The 19,099-nt window shown below is 45.1% G+C and carries 7 protein-coding genes and 2 pseudogenes; 6 read left to right on the forward strand and 3 right to left on the reverse strand.

Annotated elements, in window-relative coordinates; translation table 11 throughout:
- Nucleotides 1–139: 139 nt before the first annotated feature.
- The 6 genes and pseudogenes from ACYPWY_RS10415 to ACYPWY_RS10440 form a co-directional block, all read left to right on the forward strand.
- A pseudogene (locus ACYPWY_RS10415) lies at nucleotides 140–2,485 on the forward strand (SusC/RagA family TonB-linked outer membrane protein); the annotation flags it as partial.
- A 41-nt stretch (nucleotides 2,486–2,526) separates the two neighbouring features.
- Complete coding sequence (locus tag ACYPWY_RS10420) at nucleotides 2,527–4,437, forward strand: RagB/SusD family nutrient uptake outer membrane protein (RefSeq protein ID WP_459685467.1); 1,911 nt, start codon at nucleotides 2,527–2,529, stop codon at nucleotides 4,435–4,437.
- Between the two features lie 38 nt (nucleotides 4,438–4,475).
- Nucleotides 4,476–7,478: a SusC/RagA family TonB-linked outer membrane protein gene (locus ACYPWY_RS10425; RefSeq protein WP_459685468.1), complete on the forward strand. Its 3,003-nt coding sequence runs from the start codon at nucleotides 4,476–4,478 to the stop codon at nucleotides 7,476–7,478.
- 11 nt (nucleotides 7,479–7,489) lie between these two features.
- Nucleotides 7,490–9,193 (forward strand): RagB/SusD family nutrient uptake outer membrane protein, encoded by a 1,704-nt coding sequence (locus ACYPWY_RS10430; protein ID WP_459685469.1) that lies wholly within the window; start codon nucleotides 7,490–7,492, stop codon nucleotides 9,191–9,193.
- A 28-nt stretch (nucleotides 9,194–9,221) separates the two neighbouring features.
- Entirely contained in the window at nucleotides 9,222–12,005 is a 2,784-nt protein-coding gene (locus ACYPWY_RS10435) for a glycosyl hydrolase (protein ID WP_459685470.1), read from the forward strand.
- 4 nt (nucleotides 12,006–12,009) lie between these two features.
- Complete coding sequence (locus ACYPWY_RS10440) at nucleotides 12,010–13,557, forward strand: TolB family protein (protein WP_459685471.1); 1,548 nt, start codon at nucleotides 12,010–12,012, stop codon at nucleotides 13,555–13,557.
- Nucleotides 13,558–13,566: 9 nt separating this feature from the next.
- Here ACYPWY_RS10440 and ACYPWY_RS10445 read toward each other — a convergent pair.
- From ACYPWY_RS10445 to ACYPWY_RS10455, 3 genes and pseudogenes are all read right to left on the reverse strand, one after another.
- Nucleotides 13,567–13,833, reverse strand: a pseudogene (locus ACYPWY_RS10445) (cytochrome c biogenesis protein); the annotation flags it as partial.
- An 85-nt stretch (nucleotides 13,834–13,918) separates the two neighbouring features.
- Nucleotides 13,919–15,004, reverse strand: a complete 1,086-nt coding sequence (locus tag ACYPWY_RS10450) for a RidA family protein (RefSeq protein WP_459685472.1) — start codon at nucleotides 15,002–15,004, stop codon at nucleotides 13,919–13,921.
- Nucleotides 14,988–19,097, reverse strand: coding sequence for a hybrid sensor histidine kinase/response regulator transcription factor (locus ACYPWY_RS10455; protein ID WP_459685473.1), 4,110 nt, complete (start codon nucleotides 19,095–19,097; stop codon nucleotides 14,988–14,990). The genes ACYPWY_RS10450 and ACYPWY_RS10455 overlap by 17 nt, the downstream gene beginning before the upstream one ends.
- Nucleotides 19,098–19,099 lie beyond the last annotated feature (2 nt).

Below are 19,099 nucleotides of genomic sequence, written 5' to 3' on the forward strand. Positions count from 1 at the left end.
AAGACCACAGGACTATGCGAGTACTGACACACTTTTCTACTCCACCAACAGGGCGGTGGCAGCGGTGGGTAAAGAACTGTTCATTAACTATTCGCATAATGTCGCTTAATTTTGAGTACTTACTTATGAATATGCTTTATATAAAGATGAGGCCAACTTTAATGACTACGGCACGTACTTGTTCCGTAAAAATCCGACCATTGCTCAAGATTTGGCCGACCCCACTTCGCCTCTCTATCAGATAAAAAATCATACCAACCCCCTGATTTATTCCGATACCGACTGGGTGAAGATGATTTTGAACCAATCGGCTCCTCAAACCATTTCCAATGTCAATGTTTCGGGAGGTACGGATAAAGTACGTTACTTTACCTCTGTCGGTTTATTGACGCAGGACGGCCTTTTCAAAAATTTTGATGCAGGCTACAACGGTAATTTCTATTACCACCGCTATAATTACCGCACCAACCTCGATGTGGATTTCACTTCCACCTCTACCCTGTCGTTGAATTTGGGCGGACGTTTGGAAGAAAAGAATCGTCCGATTTCGGGCGAAGACCAACAGCAACTGTTCCGCCATATTTATTGGGCAAATCCCTTGGCCGGCCCCGGAATTGTGAACGGAAAATGGATTAAAGCAAATAGCGCATACAACAAAGTTGGTGGCTCGGACGGATTATCGCCCTACTACGGAAAAGGATTTAGCTATGCCATAGAAAATGTATTGAATCTGGATTTGGCCTATACACAAGACCTGAAGATGCTTACTCCGGGACTGAAATTCAGCCTGAAAGGCGCTTATAACAGCGGCAATACACAAGGAAAAGAACGTACATCTTCCATCGAATCTTATCTCCCTACCTATAAAAAGGATATGGGTTGGCTAAGCGATTCCGCCACCAACCCCGACGAACTGGTTTTGGTGCAGCAAGGTACAAGAGGCGCCTTGAGCTACAACGAAAATAAAAGTGTATGGAGAAACTGGTATGTGGAAGGAGCTGTTAATTATGCCCATGCTTTCGGCAAGCACGATTTTTCGGGATTGTTGCTGGCCAATCAAAATGTAAAATACTATCCTTCGGGCGATTATCAGGGAGTTCCCAATAGTTATGCGGGTCTTGTTGGTCGTGTTATCTACAACTACAACACTACTTACCTGGCCGATTTCAGCGTCGGCTACAACGGTTCCGAAAATTTTGCACTCAACAAGCGTTACGGTATTTTCCCCGCCGGTTCTGCCGGTTGGATTATTACCAATGAAGATTTCTTCCCACAAAGCGACCTGTTGAGCTATTTAAAAATAAGGGCTTCTTATGGTGTGGTTGGAAACGACAGAGGGAGCTCGGGCAGCGCACGCTTCCTGTATTTGCCCAATACATGGGTAAGAGGAGATGTGTGGGGCAATAGAGGCGACCACGACCCCGGTTACAATTATAATTTCGGTACCGGCGGCAATTGGCAGGAGGGAATCACCGAATCCCTAATCGGTAATCCGATTGTAACTTGGGAAAAAGCCTATAAGCAGGATTATGGAATTGATTTTTCGATGTTTGACAGCCGTTTATCGGGCACAATTGATTATTACTTCGAAAACCGGAAAGATATTTTATGGACGTCGAGTTCTTCTGCGGCATTGGGTATGGCGCTGCCCCAATTAAATTTAGGCAAGATGCGGAACGAAGGCGTGGAAGTCGATTTCAAATGGAACGACAAGATAGAGAAAGTAGAATACGGCGTTAAGTTCAATGCCGCTTATACCAAAAATACGGTTGTTTACATGGACGAAGTTTTGTCGCCCTACTCGTATGCCAACGAAACCGGACATTCCATCAATCAGAATTTCGGCTATAAAGTCAAAGGTTTTTATTACGAAGGAATGGAAGGCGTTGCTAATCAGAGCGATTACGAATTGAAGCCGGGAGACGTGGTATATGAAGACCTGAATCATGACGGTGAAATAGACACGGACGATATGTGCGCCATCGGTTATCCGAATTATCCCTTGCTGACCGGCGGTTTGACACTGGAATTGAAATGGAATAATTTCGATTTCAGCGTATTGTTTACCGGCGCCGCGCTTACATCCCGCTTGTTGTCGTCAACATTCAGGGAGCCTTTGGACGAAACCGGCGACCGGGCGCTGCTGCAATACCAATTCAATAACCGGTGGACTTCGACCGAAATGGTGAACAAAAACACCTTGCCTAGGGCATCTGTCAGCAGCCGTTCCAACAATTATGCAGCATCCGATTTATATATCCGCGATGCCGATTACATCCGGTTAAAGAACTTCCAGATTGGCTATAATTTCAATGCGGCTTTTATGAAGAAATTGGCATTGAAACAGTTAAGACTATATATTACCGGATACAACATCCTTACATGGGATAAACTGAAAGTATTGGATCCGGAAATGTACACACGCGAACGTTCCGATTATCCGGTGATGCGGATTATTAATTTCGGAGTTAATGCTACATTTTAAAAGTTGAGAATTGAGAGTTAAAAATCATTAGAATTATATATATGAAACGATTAACCATAAAATACAGTTGCTTATTGTTGATATTCGGCTGCCTCTTTTCTTCTTGTGTAGGAGACTTGGATTTGGGTGATGAATCTATGAAGGAACCGGATGTATCGCAACAATTGGTGTTGGACACCGTTTTCTCCAATGCGGTGGATGCGCAGAAAGTGCTGACCGGCGCTTATTCGTGCCTCTGGTACGGTTTGCCTTGGTATTGGAACGAAAGGGCGCAAAAAATGAACATGGGTATCATGGAATCATTAGGCGATAATTACCAGAGTTATTTGGATTGGGACAACCTAAACCGGGCATACTACACCGGAAAGATGAGCGCAGGAGAAGAAGGCGCACATTCCAAATATTGGTACGGGAATGCGAGTACCAATGACCCAACAAAAGCCGAAGCGCAATGGGTGGGTATTCGTCGCGCCTACTTGTTCATCGAAAACGTGGACAGAGCGCCCGATATGACGCCCGAAATGAAAAAACGCCTGAAAGGGGAAGCCAAAATGGTGATTGCCTGCCTTCATGCGGATATGTTTCGCCATTTCGGTGGATTGTGCTGTGTAAGAAAAGCTCACGACCCCAACGAAGGCTTCAATGTCCCTCGCTCGAGCGTGAAAGAAACCCTCAAGTTTATTACGGATTTGTGCGATTCGGCCTACGTGGATTTACCATGGGCCTTGCCTGTTAGCGAAGTAGCTACTTGGGACGGACGCTTCACAGGAGCGGCGGCCTTGGGATTGAAGATTCGCGTACTTTTGTTTGCGGCCAGCCCCCTGTTTAATTCGGACGAACCTTTTTATACAAAAGAAACGGTTGAATCTGTTCAGGAGAATCATGTCTGGACGGGAGGTTACGACCCTGCTATGTGGCAGGATGTAGTAAATGCCTGCGACCTGTTTTTCAGAGAACAAGCGGCAAACGGAACACCTGTTTTGTCCTCCGATTTCCGTACCGCTTATTTCAGACGCGCTGGAAATGGTGGCGAATCCCTGATTTCGACCCGTGTCAGAAGCGATTGCGGCAATTGGAACCAATGGGACTACCAAGTCTTCGTAAATTTTGGCTATGGAATTGCCAATCCAACCCTCGAATATGCGAATATGTTTCCCATGGCAGACGGTACGCCGTTTGACGAATCGGTTTGGGACAATACGGATATTGTACCTTACAAAGACCCGTTTGCAGGCCGAGACCCGCGTTTGTACGAAACCCTCGTGGTCAACGGTATGTCGTACAACGGACGTACTGCCGAATGCTATCTTGGCGGAAGGGATCGCGGAACAGGCGAGACCGCTTATTTAGACGGAGATAATACCGACCCGAACGGCAACGGAACAATGAACTTCTGTAGCGGAATGGGCGATTTCAAATTCAATCTGGGGGCAACCTCTTCGGGTGGAACACGCGGTTTGCAAAACGGACTGCATTGGCCCTATTTGCGCCTGGCCGAAATCTATTTGAGCTATGCCGAAGCATTGAATCAGGTGGGAAGAACCCCTGAGGCTTTTAAATATATAGACGATGTGCGCGCCCGCGTAGGCTTGAAGGGACTTCAGGCGTCCAATCCGGGAAAAACATGGACACGGGAAGCTTTCTTGGAAGAAGTATTGCGCGAAAGAGCCTGTGAATTTGGTTTGGAAGAAGTACGCTTCTTCGATTTAATCCGCTGGAAAAGAGAAGGCGACTTCCGCAAACGCTTGCACGGATTACTTATCAGGCAAAAAAGAAATGCCAATGGCGTGCCAACAGGTGAATTTTCGTACGAGAAAGTGGCCTTGAAGAAACGCTTCCTGCAAGATACGGATGAAGGTAGAGTGAATTTTGATTCCAAATGGTATTTATCCGCTTTTCCTATTGATGAAGTGAGAAAAGGATATGGTTTAACTCAAAATCCGGGATGGTAAGGGTAATTGAGAATTGATAATTGAAAATATAATAGATTATGAAACATAAATATAAATTTCTGTTACTCGCTACAGGTTTGCTTTGCTTGTCAGAACTGTCGGCTCAAACAATCAATGTAGCCGGCAAATTGACGGATGCTTACGGCAATCCGTCAGGCGGGGCAGGCGTGAGGATATTGAACAGCAAAATGGACATAGAACCGGTTGCAAAAGACGGAACATTTACCATTCAGGCCGGTATCGGAGATTATCTGGAAATAGAAACCTCCGATTTCAAAAAGAAAACAGTACAGGTAACGGATACGTTTTTGCTGGTTACAATTACCGGCAAGGATGCGCTGATAAATTCGGGTAAAGATATATTCATCCCCCAATTTGAATCAACGGCAGCGGTTTCTTCGTTTAGTAGCGAGCAAATCATGAAAAGTTCGGCCCTCAATCCGGCGAATGCTTTTTACGGCTTGGCATCCGGTTTAACGGTCTTGCAAAACGGCGGAACGGAATGGGACAACGACCCCACGATGTACATTCGCGGCTTGGGCGGTTTAAGCGGAAATTCCGAAATATTAATCTTGGTCGATGGATTTGAACGTCCGCTAAACGGCCTGGTGAGGGACGATATAGAAAGCGTTCAGGTATTGAAGGATGCGGCGGCAACTGCTTTGTACGGACTGCGGGGCGCTAACGGCGTGATTGTGGTAAACACCAAGAAAGGTAAATACAACGATATGGAGATTTCGGTCTCTTACGACCATGCCTTTACTTCGCCGGTTCGCCTGCCTAAATTTGTCAATGCTTACACCTACGCCAAAGCAATGAACGAAGCGCGGGGATACGATGGCTTAGACCCTATGTATAACGAATATGCACTCGGTCAGTTTCAAAGCGGCGATTCGCCTTACCTCTATCCCAATGTGGATTGGGTAAACGAAATGTTTCGCGACCACGGGGCTTCCAATATTTACAATGTATCTATCCGCGGCGGCAGTTCCAAAGCGCGCTACTACGGCAATTTGAATATGCAGAACAACTACGGCTTTCTGAAACCGGCAAGCATATACGAAGATTACAATACACAAATGTTGTATTCCAAGATGAACGGACGTATCAATCTGGACATCAATGTAACGCCGACTACCGACTTTATTGTTCGCATGAACGGGAATATTGCCGAACGGAATTATCCGGGCAATAATTATTCCGATTTGATTAATTACGTTTATACTGTTCCTTCTGCCGCTTTCCCCATCAGAACAGAATCGGGAAACTGGGGAGCAAGCGATATTTGGCCGACTAACCCGATAGCTCGCGTAGCCGCTTCGGGAAACACCATCAATCACACCCGTTCCTTGTCGTCGGATGCCGAATTGAAACAACGCTTGAGCGCTTTCGTAGAGGGTTTGTCTATCAGCGCCAAAATCGGTTACGACAATTACAGTAATCTCTTTGAGAGTACTACACGGAACTATGCTTACGAAACAACAAATATTACCTACGATGTCGCCGGATTGCCTGCCAATGTTCAGCATTCGGTGCAAGGTAAAAATGAAACAGTTCCTTTTTCAAAGGACATCAATACGCAATGGCGGCGTTTTAGTATGGAAGCGCGGGCGAATTACAACCGTGTTTGGGAAAAATCCAAACTGGATGCGGCATTTGTCTATTCCTTGGAGGATTATGTGATACCGGGGCAAAACAATACTTACAACCGGATGCACTACGGCGTTCTGGCGCATTACGGCTATCTGAACCGCTATTTTGTGGATGGCGTATTTTCTGTCAGCGGTTCCAATCAATTGCCGCCGTCCAATAAGTTCGGTTACTTTCCGGGCATTTCGGGCGCATGGGTCGCTTCGGAAGAGGCATTCTTGAAAGATATTGATTTCATTGATTTCCTGAAAGTGAGAGCCTCATGGGGAATGACAGGCCTCGATAACCGTCCCGGAGCCAATCTTTACAGGCAGACATTCGGTTCGGGAACCGGTTATCTGTTCGATGCTTCGGACAATACCAGTTCCGGCATGAAAGAAAACCGCTACCCCAGCTTGAATATGACTTACGAAAAAGCCTATAAGACCAATGTCGGAGTAGATATTTCGGTTTTCAAAAAATTGAATTTTACAATAGACGCCTTTTTAGAACAGCGGAGGGATATTTTGGTTTTAGCCTACGGAACGCTTTCCTCGGCTTTGGGTCAGGATTTACCTTACAACAATGTGGGCGCCGTGGATAACAAAGGAATTGACGTCGGCTTGAACTTCGGCGACCAAAGCAAAGATTTCAAGTACCGGATTGCCGGTAATTTCGCTTTTGCCCGAAGCAAGGTCATCGAAAGCGGAGAAGAATACAAGCCTGACGAATATTCAAGGGAAAAAGGACGTCCTGTCGGGCAAATCTTCGGTTATGTCGCAGACGGATATTATACCCAAGCCGATTTGGACAATCCCAATACACCTGCCAATGCCTTGTACAAAGACCTTGCGCCGGGTGACATCAAATTCAAGGATAAGAATGAGGATGGAATTATCAACGAATACGACCGTACCTATATCGGATACAACAGTACCTGTCCCGAAATTTATTATTCCGCTTCCATCAATCTGGAATACAAAGGCTTTGGTATTGATGCTTTAATTCAGGGCGTAACGAATTATACTGCACAGTTGAATCTGGTCAGTATGTATCGTCCTTTGTATGGCAATACCACCCTTTCGGAATATTATTACAACAATCGCTGGACTATAGAAACTCCAAATGCCCGTTTCCCAAGATTGACTACGCTGGATAATACAAACAACAACGCAATGAATACCGTTTGGTTAGCCGACCGTTCGTTCCTGAAACTGCGGCATTGCGAGGTGTATTACAAGTTTTCCAACCATTGGTTGAAACATACTTTAGGATTGCAAAACATGAAAGTCTATCTGCGGGGAATGGATTTGCTGACTATCAGCAATATCAAGGAAACAGACCCGGAAATAATCGTTTCCGGTTATCCGGCTGCTTCTTCCATTAATGTTGGATTGTCGTTAAACTTTTAATTTATTTTGGTATGAAAAAGACAGCATTATACATTACAGCAATTGTTTTATCGGGCTTATCTTCCTGCATAACAGACGGCGATTTTTTGGAATACGACGAATCGACCGTCTATAACGCGGATGCTATTCGTAGCAGTTATGAGCGCACCACCCAATATGTTACAGATATTTACAGTTACCTGCCCACCGATTTCTACACGGTGGGGGCGGCCATGCGCTCGTCGGCTTGCGACGAAGGAGAATATGCTTGGGTTACGAGCGATATTCACAGTATGACCAATGGGCAATGGAGTCCGCGCAAAGCCATCGACAACAACTGGTCGCATTTTTACAAAGGTATCCGGGCGGTAAATCTCTATTTGGAAGAATTTAACAACAGTACGTTCGATTATCTTCAATACGACCGTGATTATGAAAGTAAATACATGACCCGTTACCGTAATTATGAGTATGAAGTGCGGTTCCTGCGGGCTTTCTTTCATTTCGAGCTGTTGAAACGTTACGGACGTATTCCTTTGGAAAAGCATACATTAACCGACAGCGAAGTCAATAATCTCGTACCGGCTCCATTTGACGAAGCAGTACAGTTTATTACGGATGAATGTGATAGTATCAAAGAACACCTTCAACCCGAATATGGCAGTAATTTTGACAATGAAGTGAGCCGGATTAAAAGGTCGGCGGCTTACGCGCTGAAGGCACGGGTATTGCTTTATGCGGCCAGTCCGCTGCACAATCCCGGCAACGACAGAAGCCGCTGGGTAAAGGCAGCTGAAGCCTCCGCCGATATGCTGAAAGCGGTCGATAACAGGGAACAGGGCTTTATATTAGAGCGTTTGCCGTTTTATGAACTGGTAATGGCAGCTACCTCTTATGCCACGCAACAGGAAGTTATTTTGGCTACCCGCACGGCCAGATCGGGCGATTTGGAAAGGAATAATTTTCCTATTGGCGTGGAAGGAGGAAATTCGGGCAATTGTCCGACTCACAATCTGGCCGAAAAATACGGAATGCAAACGGGCCGGACTTTCGATGAAAAGAACCCGTGGAGATACCGCGACCCGCGACTCGGATGGGTAATAGCTCTAAACGGCGAACGTTTTGCCTACAGTCAACCGACTGAAATATGGGAAGGCGGCCTCAGCGGATTACCCAAAATAGGCGCTACAAAAACCGGTTATTACCTCAAGAAATTTCTTGTCGGCGACACCAATCTCAAGCCGGGTCAGACTTCTACATTCGGTCATGCTTTCATCCTGTTCCGTTATGCGGAAGTATATCTGAACTACGCAGAAGCTGTAAATGAAGCATACGGGCCAAATACCGTTCCCGAATTTTACACAAAAACAGCTATCGAAGCAGCTAATGTAGTAAGAGGCAGGCGGGGCTTGACTATTCCGCTTTATTCCGCTGCCGATTTCGACCAATCGTCTTTTCAAGCGGAATTGAGGGACGAACGCTGGCGGGAACTGGCTTTTGAAGACCATCGTTTTTGGGACATTCGCCGCTGGAAAATCGGGGCGGAAACGCAACGCGACATCAAACGTTTGCGCATCCAGTTAGACCCGACCGACCCGCGCGGCAGAACATATATCTATTCCGTAGAAACAGACGTAAATGCACGTTATTGGGACGATAAAATGTATCTCTACCCCATACCGCAGGACGAGCGGGATAAAAATTCAAGATTAGGACAAAATGTGGGATGGGAGTAAAAAAATGCGACATTTCTAAGAAATATTAATGATGAAATATATATCAAAATTAGGCTTTGCGCTGATACTGACGACAATGTCCATATCCGCTTACGCAGTAGATGTTGTAGTTCCTGTGGGAAAAACAACGGTAAGTTCTTATTCCGACAGTCAGGTCAGAGTTTCCGACAAAGCCGATTTACACCTTACATCGGCAACGCCGTTAAGCAACAGCACAATTACGCTGGAAACGGAAAATGCGTGGCTGTTTTTCGACAACCTTCGTCCGAGCGAAGTCATCGGTGCGTGGTTGCAGTATGTGAAAGTGGGCAACACGCAGGCCATGAACGGAACAAATGTGCGCGTGGAAATTCATGTGCAGGGAACGGTTGTTATCCCTCACCCTGCCGGGATTGAGCCATTGGAAGTGTTTGACGGAGCCGGTTTTTCGGGTAACAGGCTGATATGCAATCTTGCATACCACAATACTTTGGGAACAATGGACAACGCAATCCGTTCGTTCAAACTCAAAAGAGGATACATGGCTACTTTGGCAACCGCATCCAACGGACGGGGTTTCAGCCGCGTTTTTATTGCCGACGAAACCGATTTGGAAGTTTCGCAGTTGCAACCCGAATTAGACCGGACTGTCTCTTTTATTCGCGTATTCAAATGGTATAATCCTTCGGTAAAAGGCGTTTGCGGCAGCAGTGACGGATATGTTCAATTAACGCAATCTACATGGTGGAATAATTGGGGCGCTGGCAGCAACAGTCAAACCGATTATGAATTTGTACCGATGTGGAACAAACTGAACGGGAGTTGGACTGCCATTAATAACAAGACCAACGTAACCCATCTCTTGGGACTGAATGAACCCGACCACCCCGAACAGCACAAAGACGACAACGGCGAAAAAGCCATAACCGTTGCCCACGCTATTCAGGAATGGCCAAGTATGCTGGAATCGGGTTTGCGAGTCGGCTCGCCTGCCTGTACGGATTGGAACTGGCTGTTCCAGTTCATCGACGAATGCGACCGGCTGAATTACCGCGTGGACTTTGTTGCATGGCACGCCTATTGGGGCGGAAAATCGCCGGAAGCCTGGTACAACGACTTGAAATATATTCACGAACGCACCGGACGTCCTATCTGGATAACCGAATGGAACAACGGCGCCAACTGGACAAGCGAGGGCGGTTGGGATAGAGACCAAAGTTCAACCTCAAGCCCCAAGCCGCTTCTGAATACAGAGGCAAACAGGCAAAAACAATTAAGGGATATAACAGCCATATTGCAGGTAATGGATACCGCTTCTTTTATCGAACGGCAATCGCTTTACAATTGGGTGGAAACGGCACGGATGATAGTTACCAACTCTGATAACAATAACAGCAGGGCTTTGACGCCTGCCGGAGAATATTTCAGGAATGATAAATCGCAACCGGCTTTCAAGAGAAGCAAAGAATACCTGCCTACATGGAAAGTCCCTGCGCCGGTTATTGCAAGCCACGCTATTACGGCTAACAATACGAGGCTGGAAATCAATCTGACTGCTTCCGTGTATAATGAATTGACTGTTTCATACATTGTAGAGGAAAAAATCGGAACAGGAGATTATACTCCTATTGCCAACGGGAGTAATATTCCGATTATAAGCAAATTGACTGTTCCTGTCAATATTACCCAACAAGGCAAACATTCTTATCGGGCGAGAGCCGTTGACCGTGCGGGGAATATCAGCGAGCCAAGCGTTGAAATCCTGTTTGCAGTAAGCGCCAACAGCGATATTCAGTTTGATGCGATTGAGATGACTTCATTGGATTGGACTACCCTGTATTACGGAAAAACATTTGAAACGCCTCCTGTTGCCGTTTTGGGAACGCCGGGTTACAATAACATGTCTGTATTGATGAACAGCCGTATCCAGTCAATGACCAACGGGCAACTGAAGTTCAGGTTGCAGCCATGGAATTATATCACAAGCGACTTTACAAAACAGGAACCGCTTTCTTACCTGATTTTACCTGCCGGAAGATACAATTTTGAAGGACTTGACGCTTGTGCAGGACAAACGACTGCCAATGGAACATGGAAAACCGTAAGTTTCGGCGTGCCTGCCGGTTATTTTACAGCGCCGCCAGTCGTTATTCCAACGCAGGTTTCAACGCTTTCTTCAACGGCGACTTCCATTCATATCCGCAACGTAACTATCGAAGGATTTGAAATATGCCTGCGCAAAGAAGCGGCGCAAACCTATACCATTCCGAGTGAAACCGTTCACTATGTTGCCATTAGCGAAGGGAAAGGATTGATAAATGGAAAGAAGATTTTTGTGGGGAAAGTAGATAATGTAGGTCATGTCGTCCGTTTGACAGGGACATTCGATTGGGAGGAAACGGTTTCGCACCCCCTGTTTTTTACCCACAAGCAAACGGCAAACAATTCCTATGCCTCTAATTTGCGCATTTATTCTTATACCGGAACGCAAGCCAAAGTGTTGAATCAAATAGAACGCTCGGCAAGCATCGAGACCGACCCTGCCGCCGACCAAGTCGGTTGGGTAGTGATTGAAAGCGAAACGGGGCAGACAAGTATCGAAAACATTTTGGCAATCGCCGATAAAATAACGCTTTGTCCCAATCCTGTGGTTGATATTTTGTATATTAAGAGCGCAAACGACGAAGACGTAAAAGTTCAAATCTACAATTTGCACGGCGTTTTGGTAAAATCTGCAAGCGGAAAAATCAGTCAAATCAATGTCGGCAGTTTGCCCAAAGGTTTTTATTTTGTTGATGTTAATGGAAAAGCGTTTAAAATATTGAAACAGTAAGAATATGAGGAACTTCTTTTATTACAGTCTGTTTGCATCGCTTTTATTTATTTCCTGTTCCAGGCAGGTTCCTGAAAACGCTATTCTTCAAAGCGGGAAAATTGCCATATCGCCTGATTATACGGATATTGTGATTCCGTATAATATAGCGCCGCTTAATTTCAATATTCAGGCAGAAGCTGGCGATTATCTGACGGCTGTTTATTCCAATAAAGGTGAAAAATTAATTGTCAGCGGAAAAAAAGTGCAATTTCCCTTGAAAGCATGGCGCAAACTGTTGGAAGAAAGCAAAGGCGATACGTTATATACGGAGGTTTATTTAAAAAAGGACAATCAATGGCTGAAATATCCCGCCATTAAGAATTACATTGCGCCCGAAGAAATAGACGCTTATATTTCGTACCGCCTGATAGAACCGTCGTATGTTACTTATGAAAATATGTCTATCAATCAACGTAATCTGGCCAATTTTGAAGAAACGCTTATTTTCAGCAACCAGATACTGTCCAAAGGAGAACAAGGGCAATGTATCAATTGCCACAGTTATCAGAATTACAACAAAAAAGGAAATATGCAGTTCCATGTAAGGCAATATCTGGGCGGGACGGTCATTGTAACAGGCGATTCGGTACGGAAAGTTAATCTGAAAACCGCGCATACGATTTCGGCAGGCGTTTATCCGGCATGGCATCCGACGGAGAACCTGATTGCTTATTCGACCAACGATACCGGACAGAATTTCCACACCAGGGACAAGCAAAAGGTGGAAGTGCTGGATTCAAAATCCGATTTGATATTGTATGATTTGGACAAAAACGAAGTCAGCATCATTGCCAATGATTCCACCCAACTGGAAACTTTCCCGTCGTGGAGCCACGACGGGAAATTCCTGTATTATGTTTCTGCAAGCTATCCCGACAATTCCTCTTCTAAAGATAATGATATTTACCTGAAATACGAAGATTTCCATTACAACATTTACCGGAAAGCGTTTGACGTCGAAAGCCGCAAATTTACCTGTACCGATACGATTTTTGAAGCGTCGGCATACAGCAAAAGCGCTACTTTCCCACGCGAATCGCCCGACGGCAGGTATTTGCTTTTTACACTCGGCGATTACGGCAATTTTCATATCTGGCACAAAAGCAGCGATTTGTATCTGATTGATTTGGAAACGGAAACATTGACGGCTTTAGCGGTATTGAACAGTCCCGATGTAGAGAGCTATCATTCGTGGTCGTCCAACGGACATTGGATTATTTTCAGTTCGCGGCGCGACGACGGCTCTTACACGCGCCCATATATTGCGTATTTCAAGGACGGAAAGGCTTCCAAGCCTTTTATCCTTCCACAACGCGACCCTGACTTCTACGGCGCATTTTTCAAATCCTACAATATTCCCGAATTTATGACGGAACCGGTAAGTGTTTCGCAACGCGAATTGGCAAACGTCATTCGGAAAGACGCGAAAAAAGCGATATTCAACAACAGCAAGGAAAAGGCGGCAGTGAAACAGGAAAAAGAAGAGGGAAAAGAGAATTTTTACGAATAGAGAATTTATTTACACATAACTGTGAATGCCTCCCAGCCAATAGTTCACGCCGAAAAACGTCATTAAAACCGATAGAAACGCTATTATGCAAAACAAATGGAATTTCGAGGGTTCTTGCAATGGCGGCAGGTATTTTCGATGCAAAGGCAATATATAGACCAACAGGGTAATTGATGCCCAAGTTTCTTTGGCATCCCAACCCCAGTAGCGTCCCCACGAAATATTCGCCCACACAGAACCGATAATGATGCCGACAGCAAGTAAAAATATTGCCGAAGATGGCAATAGCTTTGTTGCGCCGTAAACAAGGTCATACATGCTCCCGCAATAATCAGCAGCAAAGATATATGTATCAACCGGATTATTCTTTTATCCATATTTCCGCTTCCCCCTCAATCTCCACCAGCAGGTCGTTCCTGCAAATATCCGCTTTGACGCACAGGATGAGAATATTCCGGTAATACTTTTCACAGACCTTTTTGACAAGGCTCATATCTTTTTTGTATTTCACATACACCCGAAGGCCGGTATATTCTTTATCGGTCAGGTCAAACAGATTCTTGATGGTAATGATGGTTTGCCGCACCACATCATTCTGTCCGACTGTGTTTTCGCCGTGAATGGAGGCCGTTCCCGAAACAAAAATCAGTTCGTGGCCAGGACAGCGTATGGATTTGGCGCGTTCAAAAAGCGGCGCGTTCTTTTGTTCGTTCTCTTGTAGCGGCGCCCCAACCAATACCTCCTGCCCGTAATGATAGGCGGCAGTTTGATTGGGATTGTTCAGTCCTGTAATTTCCGTATGCGGATGAGGTTGTATGGCACAAAAATCAATCGTTACCGTACCGTAATCCATACCGATGCCGGTAGCTGCCGGATAAATCTTGTTGCGCTTATACAATCCGTAGTAGCATTGGCGTATATCGTTGAACAGTTGATAATGCTGACAGGTACGGTTGTATTGCGAAAAGGTTTTCAAAATATTGGGAATATAGTTCCATTGCCGGACGATATTGTCCATCGAAAATCCTTCTTCCAGCAAAATACCCTGCATGGCGTCGAAAGCACGGATAGCCTGCTCGCGAAATGAATACTCCGGGTCGGAAACAGCGCATCCGAAGCCCCAAACGGCTTTGCCTGCCCCGTCTTCATAAACCGAATAATTCACGCCTCCGTAGCTTTTGTAAACGAGGCGCTCACAAGCTGTGTGTTCCCATATTTCCAAGGCAATGCCCTTGTCTGCCGGTTGTGCAACCACACTGACCGGCAAATTTCCGAAATGTTCACGGAAGTAAGCAAGAATATTTTCTTTTTTTTGATAAAAACAGGTAATATTGGCTGCATCCACAAATGCCGTTACGCCAATGAGTGATTGTGAAGAAGTCAGATTGATATTATCCAATTCTTCGGTATAGATATATTTACGTTTCAGGCTATTCATTCGTGTCATTTGGTTCTTTTATTTCATTATCCGTAACCGAGCCTTGTTGTTTTTGGGCTAACAGTTTCTCCTGATATTCGGACGGAATCAGTCCATATTCCTGCTTGAAGCACTTGCTGAAATACTTGGGATCGCTGAATCCGACGGAATATGCCAGTTCGGACACGCGGATTGACGTATGCTCCTCAATAATTTTATGCGCGGTTTTCATCCGTATGTTCCGTATAAAAGAGGTCGTGTTGAGTCCGGCAAGCGACTTTAACTTTTTGTATAAAGTCGATTTACTGGTACTTAACTCGTTGGCAAATTGTTGCTGGTCAAATTCGGAATCATCGATATGCGCATATACACAATCCACTGCTTTTTTCAGGAAATCCTCGTCAATCTTTGTATAATTCAGGTCGCTGGATTCCAAGACAAGTTGCTCTTTGAATTTTTTGGCTTTCCGCTCTTTGTCTTTCAACAGGTTTTTAATTTTTGAATGAAGCACATTCAGGCTGAAAGGCTTGGAAATGAATCCGTCGGCTCCCGAATCGTATGCTTCGATACGGTCTTCTTCCTGATTTCTGGCAGTAAGCAGAATTATCGGAATATGGGAAATTTCAAATTCGCTTTTAACGTATTTGCACAGTTCTATACCGTCCATTACCGGCATCATAATATCGGAGATGGTCAGGTCAATGTCTTCCTTTTCCATTATTTCAATGCCTTCCTTCCCGTTGATGGCGGTAAAGATATTGTATTCGCGTTTCAACAATGTTACCATTGCCGACAGCAGTTCTTCATTGTCTTCAATCAACAATAAGGTATGCTCTTTCGCCGACTGAGGCTTTCCGGGTTCTTCCTTTTCGACCGGCTCTCCGGTTGTTTTTCTGGAAACGAATGTATAGTCTTCCACTTCGCATTCTTCGTAAAACTCCGGCGTAATCGGTATCCGGATAAAGAAAGCAGCGCCTTTCCCGACTTCGCTTTCTACGGTAATATTTCCCTTATGCAGTTCTACAAGGTCTTTGACCAGCGACAAGCCGATTCCTGTGCCGATGGTGTTGAAACGCCGGTAATCTCCTTCGTAGAAGCGTTTGAACAAGTTTTTAATATCCGTGGGCTTAATCCCTTCGCCATTGTCTTTTACTGAAATACGGACGTGGTCTTTGTTATCGGAAGCATAGCTTATATCCACCTGTACAAAACCGCCCTGCCGGTTGTATTTGGATGCGTTCGACAACAAGTTGAACAGTATTTTATCTAATTTGTCGTGGTCGAAATATGCTGGAATCTGTTCGGGGTCGCACATCAGCGACAGGTGGATTTTGTTTTTCTTCATCAGCGGATTGAAATTATCCACGCTGTTTTTCACAAAAGCGGCTATATCGCCTTTGGAAACCTTTAATTTCAGGTTGCCTGTCTCCGCTTTCCGAAATTCCAGTATTTGCTGCAACAGACGGATAAGGCGATTGACGTTGTTGGTCATTGTATCATAAATGTCTTTCGGTTGCGGCGCCATTATTTTCAGCTCGTCCACCGAAGCCGAAATAATCGTGAGCGGCGTTAAAAGTTCGTGCGTGATATTGGTAAAAAATTGCAGCTTGACATGATTGAGTTCTTCAATCTTTTGTTTTTCAATATCTTTTATCCGTATGGTATTACTCATTCTCCACTTATGCCGAGCCAGTGTAAAGGCAATATATATAGTCAGCCCGGCTATGGCGAAATAAATAAGATATGCCCACCATGTCAGCCAGAATGGAGGAAGTATTTCTGCTTGCAAGGTTTCGCAGGCGCTCCATACGCCGCTTTCAGTCAATGCTTTGAGTTGAAACCGGTAAACGCCGCTCTTCAGGTTATTATAGGATGCAAATCTTTTGGAATTATCCGTATATTGCCATTCCGTGTCGAATCCGTCTAACCGGTAAGCAAATTTGCCGGTGGATTTGGAGTAGTCCAAAGCGGCAAATTCAATGCTGAAATTATTGTAATTGTAGGGTAAACGTATTTTTCGCGTATATCCGGGAGCATCGACCGATATGGTTTCCCGCAGTTTATCATCCGCCGTTTCCAGCGATTTGTTGTAAATCTTTATATCGGTAATGACGACAGGGACGTGAAATTCATTTGTTTTTAATTCTTCAGGCTCAAAATAATTATAGCCCTTGTGTCCGCCAAAATACAATTCGCCGTCCGGTTTCCGAAAAACGCCATTACGGGTAAACGAATTATCCAGCAATCCGTCGGCAACGGTATATTGCTGCACCATTCCATTTTTCAGGACGACTAACCCGGCATTGGTTCCCATCCACAGGTTGCCTTGCCTGTCTTCCGTTATGTTATAAACAATATCGCCGGGTATATTATAGGCTTGCTGTACGCAGTCAAACACATCTTTTTCGGCATTGTAGCGGCTCAAACCGCCTCCTTCGGAGCCAATCCAGATTTTTCCGCCGCTGTCTTTGTAAACATATTGCAGGTTATCGCTGTTCAACCGGTTATTTTTCTCAGAATAATGCTCAAACTGCGTTACTTGGGAAGCGGCAGTTTTCATGAGGAACAAGCCGTGTTCCTTTGTTGCCGCCCACATCGTATTGCTGTCGCCTTCGGCTATGCAATACACGGCATAACGATGACCGTTCATTTTTTGTCCCATTGCCGGATAGGAAAACCCCTTGCCTGTTTGGGGATTGTAAACACTGATGCCGTCGGAAGTTCCTGTCCAAATATTGTGATTGGAATCTTCTTTCAGGCATAAAACCATATTGCTGTTAAGCCAAGGATGCGTATCCGCTTTGATATTACTGACTTTATGCATATCGGGATTGTAAACAAAGATGCCTTGTCCGTTGGTAGCAAACCACAAGTCTTCGCCCTGTTGCATACTCATATTGACGGTAGAAGTGATAGAATTTCCCCTGAAATCGGGATGGTCTTCATAATAAACATATTGATTTTTTTCGGGAAGAAAGGACACTAATCCATAACTTCCTATTCCCATCCAAAGCATGCCTTTCCGGTCGATATACAAGCTGCGTATCGACTTGCTCGTCAGCTTGTTTTCAACAGGACTCAATGCGTTGAGGCGGAATTTGGGCGCTTCGCTGCTTATGGCTAAAACGCCGCCGCCATAAGTTCCCACCCACATCAATCCCGATTTGTCGCGGATAATCGAATTGACCTCATTATAGGGCAAACCGGATATTCCGGGCAAAAAATTGGTAAATGAATACGGATTTTGCCGGTCAAACAAAACGCTCAAGCCGCTCCGGGTTCCTACCCAAATAAAATGGGTGTTCAAATCTTGCGAAATGGAATAGACTAAATTGTCGGATATGCTTCCCTGACGGTTTTTATCATGGTTATAGTTGATATAGGTAGTCCTGTCGGGGTCGTAAGGGTTTTCCAAGCGGAACAGGCCGTAGCCCCAGCTGCCCACCCAAATCGTGTGCCGGTTATCTTCAAAAAGAACGTGAGCGGAATTGGAGGGATTGATTCGCGGGTAGGGATAGAAAATGCCGTTTTCGGGGTTGAGGCGGGTAATGCCTTCATTCCACGTACCTATCCAGATATGCCCCTTGGCATCTTCAATCAGGCTTTTAATGTCGTTTCCGCGCATACGGTATCCGGTGCTTGCGTTGTTGAAATAGATGAATGTATCCTTTTCTGCTACATACTTGTGCAAACCGTTTGCCGTTCCTATCCATACATCGTTGTTCTTGGTTGTCAGGATAATTTGAATCGTGTTATTTTTCAATTTGTCGAGCGGTATTTGGCGGATTTTTCCGGTTGTCTTGTCCAATACGTTCAATCCGTTGTCCGTTCCTATCCAGATACGGTTGTTTCCGTCTTCGGCAATAGCCGTCAATTTATTGCTCGACAGCAAGCCGGGCGCATATAAGTTGGATTTGTAAACTTTTACCTGATAACTGTCGTAGCGGCACAATCCATCGCGTGTAGCAATCCATATATATCCTTCTTTATCCTGATAACACTGCAATACCTCATCGGTCGGCAGCCCGTTAACAGTAGATAAACGCTGGACGATATGCGCACTCTGCGCCTGCGCCGAAGAGAACAGGGTAAACAGGAAAACAACAACAATCAAATGCTTCATAT

The sequence above is a fragment of the Viscerimonas tarda genome (genome assembly GCF_054601255.1).

Excerpts from the sequence above, each read along its gene's own strand:
- ACYPWY_RS10425 (WP_459685468.1), top strand. The coding sequence starts at position 4,476 with ATGAAACATAAATATAAATTTCTGTTACTCGCTACAGGTTTGCTTTGC.
- ACYPWY_RS10455 (WP_459685473.1), bottom strand. The coding sequence starts at position 19,097 with ATGAAGCATTTGATTGTTGTTGTTTTCCTGTTTACCCTGTTCTCTTCG.
- ACYPWY_RS10430 (WP_459685469.1), top strand. The coding sequence starts at position 7,490 with ATGAAAAAGACAGCATTATACATTACAGCAATTGTTTTATCGGGCTTA.
- ACYPWY_RS10450 (WP_459685472.1), bottom strand. The coding sequence starts at position 15,004 with ATGACACGAATGAATAGCCTGAAACGTAAATATATCTATACCGAAGAA.
- ACYPWY_RS10420 (WP_459685467.1), top strand. The coding sequence starts at position 2,527 with ATGAAACGATTAACCATAAAATACAGTTGCTTATTGTTGATATTCGGC.
- ACYPWY_RS10440 (WP_459685471.1), top strand. The coding sequence starts at position 12,010 with ATGAGGAACTTCTTTTATTACAGTCTGTTTGCATCGCTTTTATTTATT.
- ACYPWY_RS10435 (WP_459685470.1), top strand. The coding sequence starts at position 9,222 with ATGATGAAATATATATCAAAATTAGGCTTTGCGCTGATACTGACGACA.